At 62.3% G+C, this 19974-nt stretch carries 20 protein-coding genes; all 20 read right to left on the bottom strand.

Annotated features, from left to right (window positions below):
• Positions 1-173: 173 nt before the first annotated feature.
• Positions 174-1280, bottom strand: coding sequence for a protein translocase subunit SecF (gene secF, locus FWD29_04625; protein ID MCL2803220.1), 1107 nt, complete (start codon positions 1278-1280; stop codon positions 174-176).
• Entirely contained in the window at positions 1280-3448 is a 2169-nt protein-coding gene (gene secD, locus FWD29_04620; GenBank protein MCL2803219.1) for a protein translocase subunit SecD, read from the bottom strand. Before secD ends, secF begins: the two co-directional genes overlap by 1 nt.
• 28 nt (positions 3449-3476) lie before the next feature.
• Positions 3477-3944 (bottom strand): preprotein translocase subunit YajC, encoded by a 468-nt coding sequence (gene yajC, locus FWD29_04615; protein MCL2803218.1) that lies wholly within the window; start codon positions 3942-3944, stop codon positions 3477-3479.
• Between the two features lie 97 nt (positions 3945-4041).
• A complete protein-coding gene (gene ruvB, locus FWD29_04610; GenBank protein ID MCL2803217.1) occupies positions 4042-5034 on the bottom strand; it encodes a Holliday junction branch migration DNA helicase RuvB in 993 nt (330 codons plus the stop codon).
• 25 nt (positions 5035-5059) lie between these two features.
• Complete coding sequence (gene ruvA, locus FWD29_04605) at positions 5060-5656, bottom strand: Holliday junction branch migration protein RuvA (protein ID MCL2803216.1); 597 nt, start codon at positions 5654-5656, stop codon at positions 5060-5062.
• Entirely contained in the window at positions 5653-6213 is a 561-nt protein-coding gene (gene ruvC, locus FWD29_04600; protein ID MCL2803215.1) for a crossover junction endodeoxyribonuclease RuvC, read from the bottom strand. Before ruvC ends, ruvA begins: the two co-directional genes overlap by 4 nt.
• 8 nt (positions 6214-6221) lie before the next feature.
• Positions 6222-6980: a YebC/PmpR family DNA-binding transcriptional regulator gene (locus FWD29_04595; protein MCL2803214.1), complete on the bottom strand. Its 759-nt coding sequence runs from the start codon at positions 6978-6980 to the stop codon at positions 6222-6224.
• Between the two features lie 318 nt (positions 6981-7298).
• A complete protein-coding gene (locus FWD29_04590; GenBank protein MCL2803213.1) occupies positions 7299-7856 on the bottom strand; it encodes a hypothetical protein in 558 nt (185 codons plus the stop codon).
• Entirely contained in the window at positions 7857-9011 is a 1155-nt protein-coding gene (locus FWD29_04585) for a glycosyltransferase family 4 protein (GenBank protein ID MCL2803212.1), read from the bottom strand.
• Positions 9008-9940 (bottom strand): phosphatidylinositol mannoside acyltransferase, encoded by a 933-nt coding sequence (locus FWD29_04580; protein MCL2803211.1) that lies wholly within the window; start codon positions 9938-9940, stop codon positions 9008-9010. The genes FWD29_04585 and FWD29_04580 overlap by 4 nt, the downstream gene beginning before the upstream one ends.
• The gene (locus tag FWD29_04575; GenBank protein MCL2803210.1) at positions 9937-10572 is read right to left on the bottom strand and encodes a CDP-alcohol phosphatidyltransferase family protein; all 636 of its coding nucleotides are present in this window, start codon (positions 10570-10572) and stop codon (positions 9937-9939) included. The genes FWD29_04580 and FWD29_04575 overlap by 4 nt, the downstream gene beginning before the upstream one ends.
• On the bottom strand, positions 10572-11114 hold the full coding sequence (locus tag FWD29_04570; GenBank protein MCL2803209.1) for an HIT domain-containing protein: 543 nt from the start codon (positions 11112-11114) through the stop codon (positions 10572-10574). The genes FWD29_04575 and FWD29_04570 overlap by 1 nt, the downstream gene beginning before the upstream one ends.
• Entirely contained in the window at positions 11107-13119 is a 2013-nt protein-coding gene (thrS, locus tag FWD29_04565; GenBank protein ID MCL2803208.1) for a threonine--tRNA ligase, read from the bottom strand. The genes FWD29_04570 and thrS overlap by 8 nt, the downstream gene beginning before the upstream one ends.
• Positions 13120-13175: 56 nt before the next feature.
• A complete protein-coding gene (locus FWD29_04560) occupies positions 13176-13952 on the bottom strand; it encodes a zinc ribbon domain-containing protein (protein MCL2803207.1) in 777 nt (258 codons plus the stop codon).
• A gap of 10 nt (positions 13953-13962) precedes the next feature.
• Positions 13963-14106: a hypothetical protein gene (locus FWD29_04555; protein ID MCL2803206.1), complete on the bottom strand. Its 144-nt coding sequence runs from the start codon at positions 14104-14106 to the stop codon at positions 13963-13965.
• A gap of 440 nt (positions 14107-14546) precedes the next feature.
• The gene (locus FWD29_04550; GenBank protein ID MCL2803205.1) at positions 14547-15881 is read right to left on the bottom strand and encodes an LCP family protein; all 1335 of its coding nucleotides are present in this window, start codon (positions 15879-15881) and stop codon (positions 14547-14549) included.
• A gap of 82 nt (positions 15882-15963) precedes the next feature.
• On the bottom strand, positions 15964-16692 hold the full coding sequence (locus FWD29_04545) for a class F sortase (GenBank protein ID MCL2803204.1): 729 nt from the start codon (positions 16690-16692) through the stop codon (positions 15964-15966).
• A gap of 100 nt (positions 16693-16792) precedes the next feature.
• Positions 16793-17512 (bottom strand): hypothetical protein, encoded by a 720-nt coding sequence (locus tag FWD29_04540; GenBank protein MCL2803203.1) that lies wholly within the window; start codon positions 17510-17512, stop codon positions 16793-16795.
• A 244-nt stretch (positions 17513-17756) separates the two neighbouring features.
• A complete protein-coding gene (locus tag FWD29_04535) occupies positions 17757-18461 on the bottom strand; it encodes a hypothetical protein (GenBank protein ID MCL2803202.1) in 705 nt (234 codons plus the stop codon).
• Positions 18462-18639: 178 nt separating this feature from the next.
• On the bottom strand, positions 18640-19971 hold the full coding sequence (gene gdhA, locus FWD29_04530) for an NADP-specific glutamate dehydrogenase (GenBank protein ID MCL2803201.1): 1332 nt from the start codon (positions 19969-19971) through the stop codon (positions 18640-18642).
• Between the last annotated feature and the right edge of the window lie 3 nt (positions 19972-19974).

Here is a 19974-nt window from a genome sequence, read left to right as displayed (position 1 = left end):
TGAGGCACGCAGCCACCAACCCTGGGCCATCAAGCGTCGCGCATGGCTCCAAATGAGGGTTGCTGATCCGCCCGCAAACCTGGTCGCGGCGGCTGGGCGCGAAGCGCCCGGTCGCCCCAACGCGGTCCACCAGCCCAGCGCTTGGCGGAGGCAGAGCGCCGTCAAGCACGGTGCTAGCGCTCCGATCGCGGCTTACGCCGCGGTTGAGCGATCTGGCCTTGGTGACCCCCAGCCCTAAGAGCGCCAATGGTGGTCAGAGCCTCGGCGGCCGTGTCGTCACCATCGCCAGCGGCGATCCGAGTCGCCCGCAAGTCAAGGACCTTCTTGGTGTGGGCTGAGATCTTCGGTTCCCTATGCCGCAACCAGACTTCCAGCGGTGTGGCCAGGAAGATTGATGAATAGGTGCCAATCGCCATTCCAACAAACAGCGCCAGCGAAATGTCCTGCAGTGTGCCTGCTCCCAGCATGAACGCACCGACAAACAAAATCGACGCCACTGGCAGGATCGCCACTACTGAGGTGTTGATCGAACGCACCATGGTCTGGTTGACCGCCAAGTTGGCGGCCTCACCGTAGGTGAACTGAGACTGGTCCAGCACATTGGCGGTGTTTTCGCGAACCTTGTCGAACACCACCACCGTGTCGTACATCGAGTAGCCCAAAACCGTCAGGAACCCAATCAACGTTGCCGGTGTCACCTCGAAGCCAACCGCCGCGTAAATGCCCACGGTTACCACCAGGTCGTGAAGCAGAGCCACAATGGCGCTGACCGACATGGCCCAGTTGCGGAAATACAGCATCATGGCCACAGCCACCAAGGCCAAGAACAGGATCGATCCCCGCACCGCCTTTGAGAAAACCCCTGCGCCCCAGGTGGCGCCGACCTCTTGGACCGAGACTGACTCCGGTGGCACGCCGTAGGCCTCGGCCAAAGCCTGGTGCAGTTCCTCGGCCACCTCAAGGCTAAGAGCCGAGGTCTGGACGCGGACACCATCGGCGCCAAGGTTGGTCACCTTGGGCACTTCGGTGCCACCGACTATCCGTTGCACCTGGTCAATTGCGACCTGCTGGCTGACTGAACCCTCGATACCCGAAACCCGGTATTCGTTGCCGCCGGCAAATTCGATGCCCAAGCGCAGGCCCGGGGCAAATAGCAAGATGCCGCAGGCAATCGCCACACAAACGGCGGCGATGAACCAAACCCGGTAGCGCGGAACTACTTTGTATGACCGCTTGCCCGTGTAGAGGTCATTACCCCAACGCGAAAACTGGAAAGCCATCAGCTCTCATCCCCTTCGGTTGAGTCGTCTTTGCCAGATTTGTCTTTGGTCTTGTCCTCAGACTTTTTGTCGGCTTTGTCCCTCTTGGCCGGTTCGTCCTTGGTCTTGTCCTTGGACGTCTTGTCCTTGGTCTTGTCCTCAGACTTTTTGTCGGCCTTGTCGGTCTTGACCGGTTCGTCCTTGGTCTCGACCTCGGTCTCAACCCCGCTGTCAACTTCAGCTTTAGCCCTAGCTTTCGCCTCGGCATCGGCCTTTTTCCGCTCAGCAATTGAGGTGCCCGGGGCGGCCGGCGCCACCGCCCCAACCGACACTTTGGCCTTAGCCTTTTCCCGTTTGGCCCTGTCCTCTTTCGGCTTGTCCGGGATCCGCTTGACCTGGCCACGCCCGGCGTAGTGGATCGAACCAGGCGCCCCCAGGCGGTGTGGATCCAGGCCAGACCACGGGTGACCGTGGCCCCAGAACCGGGTTCTGGTCAGCAACAAGAGAATCGGGTGGGTGAAGACAAAGACAACCACCAGGTCGATAATCGTGGTCAGACCCAAGGTAAAGGCAAAGCCTCGAACACCACCGACGGCCACGAAGTAGAGCACCATGGCCGCCATGAAGCTAACCGAGTCACCGGCCACGATGGTTCGCCGGGCCCGCGACCAGCCAAACTCAACGGCAGTGGGCAGATCTCTGCCCACGCGCAGCTCGTCCTTTATTCGCTCGAAGTAGACAATGAACGAGTCAGCCGTGATGCCAATCGAAACAATCACACCAGCCACACCGGCCAGCGACAGCCGGTAGCCCTGCAACCAGGACAGCAACAAAATGGTGCCGTAGGTCATCGATGTGGCAATCACCAACGATGACACTGTCACAAAGGCCAGGGCACGGTATTGGAAGAAGGAGTAGATGGCCACCAGGATCAAGCCGACCAGCCCGGCCCATAGACCCTTTTCCAGCTGCGAGGAACCGAGCGTGGCCGAGACCTGCTGCTGCGACTCAACCTGGAAGTTGATTGGCAGCGAGCCAAAAGCCAGCTGGTCCGCCAAAGACTTCGAGCTGGCCTGGGTGAAGTTACCGCTGATTTCCGCCCGGCCGTCAGTGATCGCGGTTTGGCAAACCTCCGGTGCGGAGATGACCAAGTCATCAAGCACAATGGCGAACTGGCGCGTGGGCGTGGTGGCGTCGCCTTGGCAGCGGGCATAGAGCTCGGTGGTGACGGCGCCAAATTGTTTGCCACCGTCAGAGTTGAAGGCAATGTTGACAACCCAACGACCAGTGGTGCCGCCTTGGGCAGTGGTGGCCTGGCCCGAGCTGGCCTCGTCCAGGTTTGAACCCTCCACCATGACCGGACCCAAAATGTACTTCTGGGTGCCGTCCTGTGAACAGGTCACCAAAGGCTCATCTGGGTCGGATACCGCGCCGCTGGCCTGGCTACCGGCCACCTGGCAGTTGAGCTCGGTCAACTCCTGGGTCCGGTCCTCGGTCACAATCGCGTCCTGGTCCAGCCCAGCCTTGAGCCGCTCGGCGAAGGCCTGGTCCGGCGGTACCGGAATTCCGCCGGTGTCCCCGCCCGGCGAAGGTGACGGTGAGGCCGTGGCGTCAGGGCTGGCCGTGGCCTCTTCTGTGCCAGGGCTGGCCTCGGGATCCTCGGCCGGCGGGCTTTCCTCCTCGGTGCCCGGATCGGGGCTGGCGGCTGGATCTTCGGGAGGAGGTGAGTAGTTCGGATTGTCAAATTGACGGTTCATCCACTCAGTGGCGTAGGTTTCGCCGCCTTGTTCGGTCTGGAGCACCGTGCGGAAGGTCATATGTGCTGACCTGGTCACCAAGGCCAGATCCTCAGCCGAGGGATTGCCCGGGATGCCGACCACAATGTTCTGGGTGCCCTGCTGGGAAATCTCGGCCTCGGCCACACCAGAGGCGTCGATCCGGCTACGGATGATGTTGATGGCCTGGTCGATCTGATCGGTGGTGACGTTGGCGTTGTTCTCCATCACCGGTGTTAGCACCATTTCGGTGCCGCCAGCCAGGTCAAGGGCGAATTCTGGTACGAACGAGGCGCCCTTGTTGTCGTCACTCTTCTTGGTCAACACCCCGACCGTGACCGCGCCGTAAACCAGCGCGATCAACACGGCCAGGGCCACTAGGGTCCTAACCGGGCGTTCGGTTTTCTTTGCCACGGCTCGCTACTTTCTCCCCCGGGGGGAACTACTTTCCTGCGTCCGGTGCATTGTCGATACCGTCATCTTCACGATTTGTCTGGTCCTGAACGGACTGTTCGGCTTCCTCGGCCTGATCCTCATCCTCATCCGGTGCATCAAAGTCCATATCAGGCATGATGAGAGATTCCCAAGCCTCGTCGCTCAGGGATTCCTTGATGGCCCGCTTGATGAACTGCGTCTCATCGCCACCGGATGATTTGAGCGTAACGACATCGCCTTCGATGCAGGTGATCACGCCGATCACGCCGCCTATTGTCATGACACGGCTTCCCACCTGCAGGGAGGAACGGAAATCGCCCTGCTCCTTTTGCTGCTTTTTGTTTCTGCGGCTCATCATGTAAAACATGCCAACCACAACCACCAGCATGACCAGCAAGAAGCCGCTGCTGCCGAACATGCCTCCGCTGGGTGGCGGCGGGTCATCGGCTGCCAAAACCATAGCTATTTCGGCCAAGGGGGCACGCTCCTCTGTTTGCGGGTGATTAAACAGTCCTGGGCGAGTCTAGGGGAGATTGGCGTGCGGACCCAACACATGACGCCGATGGCGATACTCAGCGGCCCAGGTGAAGGTAAGCCGCCTCGGTGGCGACACGTCCGCGCGGCGTTCGAGTGATCAGCCCTTCGCGCAACAAAAACGGTTCGACCACCGTTTCGATGGTCTCGGCCTCTTCGCCCACAGTGGCCGCCAAGGTGTTCAACCCAACCGGCAGCCCGGCATGTGGGCCGGTCAGAGCTTCAAGCACGGCCCGGTCCAGCCGGTCAAGGCCCAGTTCGTCGACCTGGTAGACCTCTAGCGCCGCCAACGCCGCCCGGTGGTCACCGACCCCGGTGCCATGGACCTGAGCCCAATCCCGTACCCGGCGCAGCAGTCGGTTGGCGATGCGCGGCGTGCCCCGCGAGCGCGAGGCGATTTCCAGAGCCGCCTTATCGGAGACATCTAAGTCAAGCAGTGCGGCCGAGCGCACCACCACCTGCTCGAGCTCATCAACTTGGTAGTAGTCCAGCTGGCCGGTGAAGCCAAATCGGTCGCGCAATGGTGCCGGTAACAACCCGGACCGGGTGGTCGCCCCAACCACGGTGAAAGGCGGCAGGGTCAGAGGAATGGCGTTGGCACCAGGCCCTTTACCCACCACCACGTCGACCCGGAAGTCCTCCATGGCCACGTACAGCAGCTCCTCGACCGGCCGGGCCAGGCGGTGGATCTCATCGACAAACAGCACCTCGGCCTCATCCAATGAGGTCAAAACCGCCGCCAGGTCGCCGGCGTGCTGGATGGCCGGTCCGGAGGTCACCCGCATCGACACACCCAACTCCGCCGCGATGATCATCGACAAAGTGGTCTTACCTAGTCCAGGTGGGCCGGAAAGCAAAACGTGGTCCGGCACCGCCCCACGGGCCTTGGCCGCGTCCAGCACCAACCGCAGCTGTTGGCGCACCACGCCTTGGCCCACAAACTCGGCCAACGACTTAGGCCTAAGCGCGGCTTCGACGGCGCGTTCGGTTGGCGTGGCCGCACCGTAGAGTTCCTCGCGCCGCTCGGCCAGTTCGTTGTCCCGGTCGGTCTGGTCTTCAGCCACGGCCACCGCCTAACAATCGCAGCGCCGCCTTGAGCAGCTCACCCACCTCGCTGGGCGCGTCAGGCGCCGCCGTCACCCGGTCCATCGCCTGCCGCGCTTTGGGTCTGGGCCAACCCAACGAGACTAAGGCGTCGGTGGCCTCGGCGGCGGCCTGGCCGGCGGGCAGGCCGGCCAAGCTGTCCGATGCCGCCTGGCCCAGTTTGCCTTCTAGCTCAAGGATCAGCTTTTGGGCGCCTTTCCTACCGATGCCCGGCACCCGAGTAATGGCGGCCACGTCCCCAGTGGCCACTGCGCGGCTGAGCGCCTCGGGCGTCATGGTGGAGACTAGAGCTAGCGCGATGCGCGGACCGATACCACTGACCGACTGGACGGTGACGAAAACCTGCCGTTCGGCATCGTCCGCGAAACCGTAGAGCGACAAGGCGTCCTCCCGCACCACCAGATAGGTCAGGACCAAGGCAGACTCGCCTGGCCGCAGGGACGAGCGGGCGGCCGGAGTCAAGGTCACGCTCAGTCCAACTCCGCCACATTCGATTACGGCTGAAGTGGCGCTCAGTGCCAGCACCTGACCATTTAGCGAGGCGATCATTGCTTTACTCTTTGCCGGGTGGCGCGCTCGGCTTCGAGCCAGGCCTTTTGGGCCGGCGTGGCGGCCCGGCCGGTTGGAGCCAGGGTCGACGGTCGCCAGGCGTGGCAAATGGCCAGGGCTAGGGCGTCGGCCACATCGGCAGGTTTGGGCGGGCCGGGCAGATTCAATAGCCGGGCCACCATCTGGCCAATTTGGCCTTTGGCCGCAGCGCCGGTGCCGGTGACGGCGGCTTTGACCTCGGTTGGCGTGTGCAGGGCAACCTCAATGTCGCGCCGAGCCGCGGCCACCAGGGCCAGGCCGGCCACTTGGGCGGTGGTCATCACGGTTAGGACGTTTTGCTGGGCAAAAACCCGCTCTACCGCTACCGCCTGCGGCTGGTACTTCTCTAGCCAGGCCTCGATCTGATTCGACATTTCGAGTAGCCGCCGGTCCAGCGGCGCGGCGGCATCTGTGCTGGCCACGCCGCTACCAACCAGGGCTAGCCGGCGGCCTGGAAGGGCGTCAACCACACCATAACCGCAGCGCGTCAAACCCGGATCGATCCCCAACACCCGCACCTTGGATCTCAGTCCTCCATGGCCTGGGCTAGCACCTCGTCGCTGGCGTCGAAGTTGGTGTAGACGTTTTGGACGTCATCGCTGTCTTCCAGCGTGTCGACCAGGCGCAGGATCTTCTTGACGCCTTCGAGCTCGAGGGCGACTTCGACACTGGGTACGAATGAAACCTCGGCCGAGTCGTAGTCAATGCCGGCTTGCAGCAGCGCCTGGCGGGCGGTGACCAAATCCTCCGGGGCGGTGACGATCTCAAAGCCGCCTTCGCCGGCGGTGACTTCCTCCGCGCCGGCGTCTAGCACGGCGTCTAGGACGGTGTCTTCATCTAGGCCCTCGGCCGGTGGCACCTCGATGACACCTTTGCGGCTGAACAAATAACTGACCGAGCCTGGGTTCGCCAGTGAGCCGCCGTTGCGGCTCAGGGCGAGGCGGATATCAGAACTGGCCCGGTTGCGGTTGTCAGTCAAAGCTTCGACCAGTACGGCCACACCCCCGGGGCCATAACCCTCATACATGATCGAGGCGTATTCGGCCCCGCCGGCCTCTGCCCCCGAACCGCGTTTGACAGCCCGGTCAATATTGTCATTCGGCACCGAGGATTTCTTGGCCTTCTGGATAGCGTCATACAAAGTCGGGTTGGCGGCCGGATCGCCCCCACCGGTCCTAGCGGCCACTTCAACGTTCTTGATCAGCTTGGCGAACAGCTTGCCCCGCTTGGCGTCAATCGCAGCCTTCTTGTGCTTGGTGGTAGCCCACTTCGAGTGACCCGACATTGCTCAACTACCCCCTAGACGTCTTCCAACTTCAGGCCGTCCAATCTTAGGCCACCGCTGCCAAGCGCCGCTGGCCCGTCCAAGGCGCGGCGCCGAAACAGCCGCGCCGAGACCCGCCCCGGCCCTTCATGCCAAAGCCCAACCTCGCGAGTATTGGGGGTTATGCCGAAGCTCGACCTCGCGAGTATTGGGGGTTATGCCGAAGCTCGACCTCGCGAGTATTGGGGGTTATGCCGAAGCTCGACCTCGCGAGTGTTGGGGGTTGTTGGGGTCATGCCAAAGCTCAACCTGGCGGGAAAATGGCTAGTCAGGGAGTGGTTAGGGGTTGGAGGCGGCTGCTTGTTCCAGGGCAGGTGGAGCAGCGTCATCGATATCGCAGGTCACTGGCATGGGCACCCGTCCAGCTAGGTGAAACAACCGGGCGGCGCGGCGGGAGCGTAGACGCACGGTCATCGAGACGGCCTCATTGTAAAAGCGCCGGGCCAGCTGGGCGCGGTACCAAACACCCCAAAGCAGTGACAGCCATTCGGCCTTATCCCGGTTCGACAAGTCCTGGTTGACATTCTCGTCTTCGCCCAAGGCTTGGCGCAGGACGGCTGACAGCTCCGAATGGGCGGTGTCATCTGGTGGCGCTTCCAGAGCCTCCTGGGCGGCGGCGGACACCACAATTGAAGTCACCGGATCCCATATGCCAATCAGAGCCAAGTGGGCTGCCACTGAGGCCCGCCGAGTCAGCTGGATCGCCATAGTGTCCCAGGCTCGGTCCAGCCGTCGGTGCAGCCGGTCAATGCGGGAAGCCGCGAAGTAGACGGTGGTCACCCCGATGGCGCCCACTAACAGCACAATCAAGACAATCACGGTGATGTCGTGGCCCATCTAGATCCTCCCCCAGGTCTCGCGCCGCGGCGCGGCCTTGACCGCGCCGGCACCAGACGAAGTGGCGACATCGTAAAGCGTCAGAATTGAATCGGTCACAACCGACCAGTCGTAGCGGTGGGCGGCGACCTGAGCAGCCCGGCGCATAGCGTCGGTCTGCTCCACCTGGGTCAAAGTGTCGATTAGCGCCTCAGCTAAACCGATCGAATCCCCGACCGGGAACAGGCGGGCCAAGGCGCCGGCATCGGCCACGCGGCTAAACGCGCCCAAGTCGGAGGCCACCACCGGCGCACCGGCGCTCATCGCCTCGACCAACACAATGCCGAAGGACTCCCCGCCGGTCTGCGGCGCCACATAGGCCGAGCAGTGGGACAGCAGCGCGACCTTGTCTGGCTCGCTGATGGGCCCGAGGTACTCGACCGCCCGGGCCTGGTCGCCCAGGCGCGCAGCTGAGGCCGCCGCGTCACCGTTACCAGCCACGACGAAGCGGGCCTCTGGGAAGGTCTCAAGCACAGGGCCAATAGCGCCTTCAAGCACGGCTAGGCCCTTGCGCGGCTCATCGAGACGGCCCAGGAAAGCGATCACCGGCTGTTCCTTGGTGCCCTGCCAGCGTGGGTCGGCCGGGCCCTGGAAGTGATCGACGTAGACACCGTTGGGGATGATGATGGCATCGGTGCCCAGATGGTCGACCACCGTGCGCCGGGCGTCTTCGCTGACCGCGATAACGCCAACCAGCTTTTCCAGGGCCGCCCGGACCAGGGGAAAGGCCGCTTTGAGGGCGCGTGAGCGCAGCTGGGAGGAATGGAAGGTGGCCACGATGGGACCCTGGGCGTTGATCAGCGCCAGCATTGACACCGACGGCGTGATCGGTTCGTGGACATGGAGCAAGTCGAAATTGCCTTCCGCCACCCAGCGCCGGGTCCGGGCGGCCGTGACCGGGCCAAAGCTGAGGCGAGCAACCGAACCGTTGTAGTGGATCGGCACCGTGCGACCGGTTGGAACGACGTAATCAGGCACCGGGGTGGTTTCTTCGGCCGGGGCCAGGACGGAGACCTCATGGCGGCGGGCGATCAGCTCTTGGGCCAGGTCGCGGATATGGAATTGGACACCACCGGGCACGTCAAAGGAGTAGGGGCAAACCAGTCCAATCCTCATGCTGGTTCACCGCCATCGTTGACACCTCTCGCCAGCTGGCGGACTTTGGCCAGGCGGGCCGGGTCCAGATCCTCGACGAAGACCTTCTGGTACATATGCCAATCGGCCGGGTGGTCGTAGATCTCTTTGGCCAGGACACTGGCCCAGGCCTGAGACAGGTATTGAACCTGTTCTGAGCGGCTGAGACCGGCTTTGGGTTCGATGGCCAGGTGAATGCGCAGCACGTAGTTGCGGCCCCGGCTGTGCATTGAGACCGGCAGCAACGGCCGCCCGGTGTCAATTGCCAAAACCGCCGGGCCAGCCCCGACCAGCATCTTGCGGCCAAACATGTCGACTTCGACGCCAGAGGAGGACAGGTCGCGGTCTGCCAGCAGCGGCATAATGTAGGGGGTTTCGACCTGGGCTTTGGCCAGTAGCTGGTGGTAGGCGGATTGGCCCTTTTCGAATGGGATGACGGTCATTCCGATCCGCGCCCGCATGGCCATAAACTCTTGAAACAGACGCTCCGGTTGGACATGCTCGCCCACGGTGATGACCGGTGCCAGGTTGACGGCGGACCAGGCGCCGGCGGCGTCCCAGTTGCCCATATGGCCCATGGCCAAAATGCCCTGCGGCGGCTGCCCCAGCATTTTGACCACCCGGTCGTGGTCCTCGAGGTGGACCAGGCGGTCGATTTGCCCCTGGGAGTACCTGCCTAGGCAAAAGGCCTCGCGGTAGTACTTCAAAGTGCGGCGCAGCCCCCGGCGGGTCAGCCGCCTAATTTGTCGGTGGTTCATTTCCGGCCTGACCCGAGCCAGGTTGGCGGTCAGTCGCCGGCAGTTCTTGGAGCGGACGGCCCAAGATAGATCGGCCGCCAGGTTGAAGATCCCGGCGGCCAAACGCTGGGGCAGGCGCGGTACCACCCGCCATGCCAAGGCCGTCAGGTTCATGGCGCCTGGCTCTGGCCTGGCGTGGCGCTGGCCCGTTTGACCTGGGCGTAAACCACCCAGGCGCGCTGGCAAATGGTAATGGCCGAGGCCAGTGCGAGCAGACCCAAACCAATCACCAGAACTAGGCGGGGCGCGCCCAGCCCGGTGATAAAGGCTGTCACCAGGGCGACTATCAGCCGGTCGCTCCGTTCGGCTAGGCCGATGGCGGCGCTTAGGCCAAGCGCTTCGGCTTTGGCCCGGGCGTAGGGCACCACCGCACCCAGGGCCAGGCAGCCCACCCCGGCCACGGTCCCCCAAAGGTCACCCTGTCTAGCCAGATAGATAGTCAGGCCGCCAAAAATGGCGGCATCGGCCACCCGGTCCAAGGTCGAGTCAAGGAAGGCGCCCCATTTGGAGGTTGTCCCGGTTAGGCGGGCCATAGTGCCGTCCAGGGCGTCGGTGCAGATCAGCGCGCCCAGCAGGACTGAAGCGAGCCAAAGGTGGCCGGTTGGGTAGAGACCCAGGGCCACGCCGCAAGTTGCCAGCGTGCCAATGGCGGTGACCCAATTGGGTGTGATGCCCACTTTGACTAGAACTTTTGCCGGTGGGGTGAAAACTACCTTGGCGACCTGGCGGCCGTTGAGCCCAAGCATCAAGCGCCCCACTCACGGGCCAGCGCTTCCCTGGTGGTGCCAAGCAGTTCTGGTAGCGCCCTGACCTGGGCCACGATCGGCATGAAATTGGCGTCACCACGCCAGCGTGGCACCACATGCAAATGCAAATGGGCGGCCAGGCCGGCCCCCGCCACCGCCCCCAAGTTGAGTCCCAAGTTGAAGCCTTGGGGTTGACGGGTGGCTTGGAGGGCTTTGACGGCCTGTTGGCTAAAGGCCATTAGCTCGTTGGCCTCGTCGGTGGTCAAGTCGGTCAGGTCCGGCACATGGCGGTAGGGGCAAATCAAGACGTGGCCGGAGTTGTAGGGGTAAAGGTTGAGCAAAGCGAAGACACGCTCGCCGCGGGCCACCACCAGGGCGACCTCGTCGTCTTGACCAGGCGCGGCGCAGAACGGGCAGTCATGTTCGCCTTGGTCCTTGGGCCGGTTGGGACCGGCCACATAGGTCATGCGATGCGGCACCCAGAGCCGGTCATAACCGTCGACCTGGCCGGCAAACTTGGCGCTGTCCTCGGTCTCAGGCATCACGCTCTCGGTTCTGGATAACCTGGCAGACCCGCTCAATGGCTTGATCGATCGGCACTTGGTTGTCTTGTCGGCCGTCCCTGAAACGGAAGGAAACCGCTTTGGCGGCTACGTCATCGGCCCCGGCGATCAGGACAAACGGCACCTTTTCGGTGGCGGCGGTGCGGATCTTCTTGCCGAAGCGGTCATCGGAGCGATCCATTTCGACGCGCACACCGCGCAGCTTGAGCTGGTCCAGAACCTGGTCCAGGTGGGGTTCGAATTCGCCCGCCACCGGGATGCCGCGGACTTGGACTGGGGCCAGCCAGGGTGGGAAGGCGCCGGCGTAGTGCTCGGTCAAAATGGCGAAGAAGCGCTCAATCGAGCCGAATAGGGCGCGGTGGATCATGACTGGACGCTGGCGTGAGCCGTCGGCCGCGGTGTATTCCAGGCCAAAGAGTTCCGGCATATTGAAGTCGAGTTGGATGGTGGAGATTTGCCAGGTCCGGCCAATGGCGTCGCGGGTTTGGACGGAGATCTTGGGGCCGTAGAAGGCCGCCCCGCCTGGATCCGGCACTAGATCGAGCCCGCTGGCCCGGCCGACTTCTTCCAGGGTCTGCATGGCCTCGTCCCAGACCTCGTCGCTGCCAACCGAATGGTCCGGGTCGCGTGAGGATAATTCCAGATAGAAGTCGTCTAGGCCGTAGTCCGCCAGCAGGTCTATTACGAAGGTCAATAGCGAGGCCAGCTCGTCGCGGGCTTGTTCTTTAGTGCAGTAAATGTGGGCGTCATCTTGGGAAAAACCGCGGGCCCTGGTTAGCCCGTGGACCACACCGGATTTCTCGTAGCGATAAACCGTGCCGAACTCGAACAGCCTGAGCGGTAGCTCCCTGTAGGACCGGCCGCGCGAGGCGAAGATCAAGTTGTGCATGGGGCAGTTCATCGGTTTTAGGTAATAGTTCTGCCCCTGGCGGCGAATTGAGCCGTCTTGGTTGCGTTCTTCGTCCAAGTGCATGGGCGGATACATGCCGTCGGCAAACCAGTCGAGGTGCCCGGAGATCTGGAACAGCCGCTGTTTGGTGATATGTGGGGTATAAACAAAGTCGTAGTTGGCTTCGACGTGGCGGCGGCGCGAGTAGTCCTCCATCTCCTGGCGGATGATGCCGCCTTTGGGATGGAAAACGGGCAGGCCGGAACCGATTTCTTCGGGGAAGGAGAATAAGTCGAGCTCTTGGCCCAGTTTCCTGTGGTCGCGGCGCTCGGCTTCCGCCAGGCGTTCGGTGTGGGCCTTTAGGTCTTCTTGGCTAGCCCAAGCCGTGCCGTAAATGCGCTGCAGCTGCGGGTTTTCCTCCGAACCGCGCCAGTAGGCGGCAGCTGACCGCATCAGCTTGAAAGTGCCCTTTTTCAGCAGCTGGCTAGTAGGGATGTGCGGCCCGCGGCACAGATCCTTCCAAACGGTTTGGCCCTGGCGATTAACGTTGTCATAGATAGTCAGCTCGCCTTCGCCCACTTCGACGGCGGCGCCTTCAGCGGCTTCCTGCGAGGCACCCTGGTCTGCGCCGCCTTTGAGACCAATCAGCTCAAGTTTGTAGGGCTCGTTAGAGAGTTCTTCTTTGGCCTGGTCGTCGCTGACGACGCGGCGGGCAAAGGTCTGCCCCTGGGCGGCCAGGCGGGTCATGACCTTCTCGAGCTGCTTGAGGTCTTCAGGGGTGAACGGTTCTTGGACCTCGAAGTCGTAGTAGAAACCGTCGGTGATGGGCGGGCCAATACCCAAGTTGGCTTCGGGGTTGATCTGTTGGACGGCTTGGGCCAGCAGGTGGGCGGCGGAATGCCTCAGCACCATAAGGCCGTCCGGCTCGGCCAGGGTGACAGCCTCAACGGTCGAACCGTCAATGATGGGTTGGTCCAGATCCTTCAGCTCTCCGTTGACCCGAACTACCACCACGTCCTTGCGGCCGTCATACAGGCTGGCTCCGGTAGCTACCTGGTCCAATTCGATGGGTTCGCCATCGACAACTATCGTCATCTGCGCTGTTCTCCTGGTCCAACTAGCCCGACTGTCGGTTCAACTTCCCAGGCGGCTTAGCCGGCCAGTGGGGCACCGCAGCCGCCACAGAAGCGGCCACCAGGCTGGTTCTGCTGGCCGCAATTGCCGCACTGGCCGGGCGGCGGCGCCGGCGGCGCGGCGGCCTGCTGCATAGACGTGCCGCATGAGCCGCAGAAAGCCACGCCCAGGGCCACTTCGGCTCCACATTTGGGGCAGCTCGACAGGGCCATCGAAGCTCCGCAGTTGTTGCAGAACTTGCCACTGCCGGCCGGCTTGCCGCAACTGGGGCAAACCGTGGTCTTCGATTCGATTGTGCCGGACCAGACTTGGGCTGATTCGGCAGCCTGGTCGATGTTGCGCCTCATGGCACCGGCGTGGGCCTGAGCAACATAAACCTCTTGGCGCGGCGCACATTTGATGCAGAGCCCAGCGTCTTCGTTGTAGCAGGCGTCGCAAACATAGGTGCTGCAGTTGTGGCAGCGGTGGAAGTGCTGCTGGGCCTCGTTTTGGCCCATGCCAAAGGCGTTCTCATGCTCCTTGTGCCATTCAGGGCTCATGCCGTTGAAGCGCTCGGATAGGACCGAGCCACCGCGCTCGGCCGCCCAGCCGGCGCTTGAGGCCCGGCCACCGAGGAAACTGCCAACAATGCCAGCACCCTGGGTCAAAGCCCGCAGGCCCTTGCCCTTTTTGGCAGTTTCCGACTCGATGAAGCTTGACTTGAAGCCGTCGTGGCAGTTATCGCAGTAGAACGTAAACTCGAAGCCGGCCTCGGTCGAGTTGTCCTCGTAGTTCCTGGTAAAAGCCCTCAGCATGGCGCTCTCCTCACTTCAGTTTGATCTTCTTGCCGCAAGCGGTGCATTTGGTGTTTTCGAAGAATTGCGGTTGGCCGCAGCGGCGGTTGGGGCAGGTCACCATCAGCGTGGCGCCGCAAGACTGGCAGGCGGCCTCAGCTACAAAGGTGGCCACCCCACAGGCCGGGCAGGCCACACGAAGCTGCCGGCCACAACCAGAGCAAACCGCCTGGGCGGGTGTGACTTCCCTGAGACAGGAGGGACAGTGGTGGGCGAATGGGGTCGACGAGGCGCATGTTGGGCAGTACCTGGCATCGCCATCCACCAAGGTGCCGCAATGTATACAAGGCTTCTTGAAGGTGGCCATCGATCCCCCTACCGGTCCCAGCGCCTCACATCGAAGCAGCCAAGCTCAATTGTTGCCTCATTTGTCTGGGGCCGCAACGCGGCGAGATGTCGCGGGCATTTGGCCTCGAGGCATCTAAGGCAATGGGTTTGGGGGCAAACCAGGCTCCCCCGGGGGTGTGCGTCTGTCAGCGGCTGCGCGCAATCGGCACCCGCCTTAGGCAGCTGCCAGGCAGTGACTGCCGATTTCTGGCAGCCGCTGGGGATAGGTCACTCATTCCCTAAGGCCGGTGATTCGGTGGGTGGTGGTTCGGTCGATGGCGGTTCTACCCCCGTCATGGAGCAGCCGCCGCGCTGGTAGCCCATCTTGGTCAGAGTGTTGAAGGTAGAGTCGTTGGTCTTGAAGAGAAGCTCCGAGTCACCCGTGTCTACCGGCAAGGTCGGGATGTTGACGCCGCGCAGCATGGTCAGGTCACGCAGGTCGAAGAGCGAGGTACGCGAATCGAGCGCCGTGCTCTTGGCCGCCTCCCTGGCCAGAGCGTGGAGTACCAGTGGATCGCGAATGCTGGCCGCCTTTGAGGCCGCCGCGCTTAACACCGTGCCGGCCGAGGCGGCTCGCTGAGAGGCGCCGGTTGTCTCGTCATCCTGGACCCACTCCCCGTCGATCTTTTGTTCCGCATGCCGGGAGCGGACAAAGGCCAAGGCGGCCCGGCCGTCAAGGTGGACCCGACCGGACTGAGCGATGTCCAGGCCGCTGTTTTCGTCGCGGATCGGGTAAGGCACTTCGATGTCGATGCCGCCAATCAGGTCAATCAGTTTGACGAAGCCTTCGAGCCGGACAATCACCAGATGGTCAGCCGGGATACCCAGGTCAAGGCACAAGGCCGAGGTCACGGCCGCCGGGCCCTCATTCAGCAAAGTTGTCAGCCGCTGCGGCATATAGGCCGGTGCTGGCTCCAAGAACAGGTCGCGTGGAATCGACAGGGCTCGCACACCGTTCTGGTCGACGCGAACTGCGATCACCACGTCGGCCCGCTGCCCTCCAACGCGAGGCCCAAGCATGTAGGAAGGACCCTCGCCGGCATCAGGCTGGTAGGACCGGTCGTCTGAGCCAATGATGACCCAAGTTTTGGATTGGGACTGGGTGAATGGCTTGGGGGTGTCGAGCCGCTCGATGCTATTGACCATTGCCAACAGGTCCGCTGCCAGCAGCACCGGGATCAGCGATGCCATTGCCACCAGCCGCTTGGCCATAGTGCTGGCGCGGGGGCGCCGGCAGTCGTAAGGAGCATTCGGAGGCTCATCTGTTTTCGCCGGGGCGGCTCCGGCGCCCTGGTCAGGGGTAGCCTCGCCTTTCTCCTGAGTTTCGGAGTCGTCGCCGGTCTTTGCAGGTTCTGAGTCTTCCTTGGGTTCCTCTGGTTCCGGCCCTTCGGTGGGTTCCTCAGGGTCGGCAGTCTTGTCGGTATTTTCGCTTCTCGAGGCTTCCTTGGTCTTGTCGGCTTCGTCAGCCTCGTCGCCTTCCCCGGATCTAGAGCCCTTTTCGGTTTCTTCGGGTCCCGAATTGATTACAGTCTCTTCGGGTTTAGAGGTTTCGTCGTTCTGCACAGGGGCAGCCTCGGTTGGGGCCCACAGCTGGCCCGCTTTCCTAGGCGCAGCCTCTTTGGTCTCCTCAGGGGTGGATTCGGTCTCAGGAGTCAACCGGTTTTCCTTCCGTCAACTGGGCCACGACTACCACGTTGGCCGCGGCCGAGCCACCCTGGAATTCCGCCGACGGCCCGTAGTAGCAGGTCACCAGCAGCAGCCTGCCGGGGACCTGCTCAAGCGCCTGGGGCATGGTGGTGAAGGAATCCTTACCAACCTGGACCACCTCTTGGACCTGGTAGGTCAGTTCGCCGTTTTCGTTGGTAACGGCGATCTCGTCGCCCACCGCAAGCTGGTAGAGGTCAGTGAAGACGGCCTCGACTTGGTGAGAGGCATGCGCAATCAGGTAGACGTTGCCCTGCGCCTCTGTGCCGGGCATGTCGCCGTAGGCTATGCCCCCCGCGCCGGCCCTCATCCAATAGGCCAGGTCAAACAGCGGTGGATTAATGCAGATAATCAGGCCGTCAACCAAGCAGGAGGTGCCGGTCCGGCGGGAGGAAGAACCGGCGGCGTCCTCAAGCGTGAACTCCTTTACATCGGCGTCAACGCCAATGGCGGGGATCGCTACGTGGGTAGGTTCGGCTTGGGCCACCTCGGCGGTGGGGCTGGGTATGGGGCTGGGCGTGGGCGCCGGCCACGACTTCGCCGGCGGCAAGGCCATGGAGACGTCTGCGCCCGATGCCGCAAATACAGAAGCGCCCAGCAAGCCGGCGGTGGTGATGGCCGAGATGGCACACACCACCGCCCACGCCGCTGGGCGCCGTGATCCAGACATGAGCACTCTTATCTATGGGAGCGGTTGGCGCGGGCTGGCGCCCGCGGAACCCAACCGATTCACGTCTGCCCGGTGACAAGCACCGGTTCTTCGCGACTAACTAGATGCCAGTTTCAATGACCGGCAGCCTGCCGCCCGCAACCACGTTGACATCGACTACAGCCGCCCGACCCGACAAGGCACCTTGAAGCACAATGGTGTGCGCGCCCAACGGAGTGCTGGCAGGAATGGTGACCGTCATCTTCGGATTTGGCGCGGGGCCGGAACCAAGGAAGACGGGCTGCGAATTGAGCGTGGCATCGACGGTTTCGCCCTGCACGAAGCCGCCACCCTCAACGACAACGGTGGAGCCGACAACTACAGTGACCGGGTTGTAGCCATTGACGGTTGCCCAAACCTCTACCACCGAGATATTTGGGAGGAAGATGGGCTCGTAGTAGCCCGAATAGGTCACACAGACGGCGTAGCCGGTGAAGTCGGCCGGACCGGTGGAGTACAAATTGGCTGACGCCCAGAAGCCGGTAGCGTCGGGCATCAGATCGGCGGTGTAATTGTCGGTTGGATCGTCAACGTTCCAGACCTCAACATAAACGTTGACAATCGGGTCGTTGACCGGATCGGCCGCGACGCATTCACCAAACACTACGAAGTCCTCGTAGGTCGCGACATTGGTGGCGGTGACGTCTGCCGTGAAGCTGAGGATTGGGCCTGCCGCCTGGGCCGCGCTCCCAACTGCAACGGCTCCGGCCAACCCAATGGCCAGGGCACCAAGACTCGCGGCGATGCGCCTCTTGATCATTCTCATTCTCCATCTACTCATGGTGGTATGGTCCATGCCAAAGACGAATTTAGCATCTCCGGCCCTTCTACGGGAACCAACTCGCCCACGCAGATTAGGACTTTGGCTCAATCGATTCGAGCCGACCACCATAGGTGCAGATCAGATCAAACCTTGGTCCGTCAAGGTGTCCGCCACATCAAAAGCCGGTCGCGTTTGCGCCCGCTACGCCTGTATCTCTGACCGATCTAGGCCTGACTGGTGTCAAGCACCGGCTTCTGGGTATCTACAGTCCAATGCCAGTCTCGATGACCGGCAGCCTGCCGCCGGCAATTACATTTACCTTGACGCTGGCTGTCCGCCCTGAGTTGGCACCTTGGAGCACAATGGTGTGCGCGCCCAGCGGGGTGCTGGCCGGGATCGTCACAGTCATCTTCGGATTGGGTGCGGGACCAGAGCCAAGGAAGACGGGCTGCGAATTGAGCGTGGCATCAACCGTCTCGCCCGGCAGGAAGCCACCTCCTTGGACCGTCACACTGGAGCCAGCCGCCACGGTTGCGGGATTGTAGCCGTTGACGGTTGCCCAGACCTCTACCACGTCAACACTGGGAAGACTGATGCCCTCGACATAGCCGTTGTAGGTGTAGCAGAAGGCCCATCCATCCCAGCTCGCCTCGCCCGGACTAGACAAACTAGAAGAAACCCAGAAGCCGCCGGCGTCCGTGGTGACAACCTCTTTCCATTGATCCCACGGGTAGTTGAGATTCGACACCTCGATTTGCACAAATTGAACCGGGTCGAGGGCCGGGTCGTTTGCTGTGCACTGACCCAGCACGTTGAATTCCTCACCTAGTACAACGTTGCCGGCGGACCAAGCCGCCGTGAAAGTGCCAATTGGGCCCGCCGCATGGGTTGCGCTGCCAACAACGGCGGTTCCGGCAAGGCCAATAGCTAAGGCTCCAAGACTTGCGGCAATACGCCTCTTTTTCATAATCAAACTCCATCCACCAGATAGGGGGGAGCTACCCGGAACAGGGGGAAGCTGCCCAGGCATGTGGTTCACGCCTGGGGCGAAGCTAGCACCACAGGCCACAAAATGGCGTGCGACACGCCCATCAACAGCCGACTCACAGCCCCAGACGCCTTGAGCTGGCAGCTAGCCGAGCAAACTAGATCAAACCCTGGTCCATCATGGTGTCGGCCACCTTTAGGAAACCAGCGATGTTGGCGCCAACCACGTAGTCGCCCGGATGGCCGTATTCGTCAGCAGTAGCCAAGCAGGCGTTGTGAATGTTGACCATGATTTCGGTCAAGCGGGCTTCGGTTTTCTCGAAGCTCCACGAATCGCGCGAAGCGTTCTGCTGCATTTCCAGCCCTGAAGTGGACACTCCGCCGGCGTTGGCTGCCTTGCCCGGACCAAACCCAACCTTGGCCTCCTGGAAGGCCGCGATGGCGCCAGGGGTACAAGGCATATTGGCTCCCTCAGCCACAATCTTGACGCCACCTTTAACTAGAGCACCGGCATCGGCCGTGTGAAGCTCGTTCTCAGTGGCGCAAGGCAACGCCACTGTGGTCTCCAGCTCCCAAATGTTGCCCTTGGCCACAAACGTGGCCGAGCCTCCGCGCCGCTCGGCGTAATCCGAAACCCGCAGACGCTCAACTTCCTTAATCTGTTGGAGGAGCTCAACATCGATTCCGGCCGTGTCAACGACATAGCCAGAAGAATCAGACACGGCCTGGACAAAGGCACCTAGGGCTTGGGCCTTCTGGGTGGCATAAATGGCGACATTACCTGAACCGGATATGGTCACCCGCTGGCCATCCATCGATTCGCCGCGCTGACGCAGCATCTCTTGGGCGAAGATAACGGTGCCGTAGCCAGTTGATTCCTTGCGCGCCAACGAGCCGCCCCAGTTCAGGCCTTTGCCGGTCAGCACACCGGCCTGGAAGCGATTGACCAGGCGCTTGTACTGGCCAAACATGTAACCAACCTCGCGTGCACCGACACCAATGTCACCAGCCGGCACGTCGGTTTCGGGTCCAATATGACGCCAAAGCTCGGTCATAAAGGACTGGCAGAAGCGCATAACCTCAAGGTCTGAGCGACCGTGGGGGTCAAAGTCACTGCCGCCTTTGCCACCGCCCATGGCCAGTGTGGTCAGCGAGTTTTTGAAGACCTGCTCAAAGCCAAGGAATTTGATAATGCCCAAATTGACAGTGGGGTGGAATCGCAAACCACCCTTATATGGCCCTAGAGCCGAGTTGAACTGGACCCTGAAACCGCGGTTGACGTGGACCTGGCCTGTGTCGTCGACCCACGGCACGCGAAAGGTGACAGTACGTTCCGGCTCGACCATACGCTCAAGTAGGGCGGCCTCAGCGAATTCTGGGCGGCGAGCGATAGCCGGTTCCAGTGATGCCAGAACCTCTTGAACGGCCTGGTGGAACTCTGCCTGATATGGATCACGCTTCTTCACCTGATTGAAGACGGATTCGACCAGTGT

This window comes from Micrococcales bacterium (genome assembly GCA_009784895.1).
Classification (GTDB): Bacteria; Actinomycetota; Actinomycetes; order Actinomycetales; family WQXJ01; genus WQXJ01.
Note: the sequence above shows the minus strand (reverse complement) of the source record. Positions and strands in the feature narration are given on the sequence as shown.

Bases quoted from the DNA above. Each gene is read 5' to 3' on its own strand.
- ruvA (MCL2803216.1), bottom strand. From the start codon at position 5,656: ATGATCGCCTCGCTAAATGGTCAGGTGCTGGCACTGAGCGCCACTTCA.
- thrS (MCL2803208.1), bottom strand. From the start codon at position 13,119: ATGACGATAGTTGTCGATGGCGAACCCATCGAATTGGACCAGGTAGCT.
- FWD29_04595 (MCL2803214.1), bottom strand. From the start codon at position 6,980: ATGTCGGGTCACTCGAAGTGGGCTACCACCAAGCACAAGAAGGCTGCG.
- FWD29_04535 (MCL2803202.1), bottom strand. From the start codon at position 18,461: ATGAAAAAGAGGCGTATTGCCGCAAGTCTTGGAGCCTTAGCTATTGGC.
- FWD29_04580 (MCL2803211.1), bottom strand. From the start codon at position 9,940: ATGAACCTGACGGCCTTGGCATGGCGGGTGGTACCGCGCCTGCCCCAG.
- FWD29_04590 (MCL2803213.1), bottom strand. From the start codon at position 7,856: ATGGGCCACGACATCACCGTGATTGTCTTGATTGTGCTGTTAGTGGGC.
- FWD29_04570 (MCL2803209.1), bottom strand. From the start codon at position 11,114: ATGCCTGAGACCGAGGACAGCGCCAAGTTTGCCGGCCAGGTCGACGGT.
- FWD29_04545 (MCL2803204.1), bottom strand. From the start codon at position 16,692: ATGTCTGGATCACGGCGCCCAGCGGCGTGGGCGGTGGTGTGTGCCATC.
- FWD29_04585 (MCL2803212.1), bottom strand. From the start codon at position 9,011: ATGAGGATTGGACTGGTTTGCCCCTACTCCTTTGACGTGCCCGGTGGT.
- FWD29_04560 (MCL2803207.1), bottom strand. From the start codon at position 13,952: ATGCTGAGGGCTTTTACCAGGAACTACGAGGACAACTCGACCGAGGCC.
- FWD29_04540 (MCL2803203.1), bottom strand. From the start codon at position 17,512: ATGAGTAGATGGAGAATGAGAATGATCAAGAGGCGCATCGCCGCGAGT.
- FWD29_04575 (MCL2803210.1), bottom strand. From the start codon at position 10,572: ATGCTTGGGCTCAACGGCCGCCAGGTCGCCAAGGTAGTTTTCACCCCA.
- secF (MCL2803220.1), bottom strand. From the start codon at position 1,280: ATGGCTTTCCAGTTTTCGCGTTGGGGTAATGACCTCTACACGGGCAAG.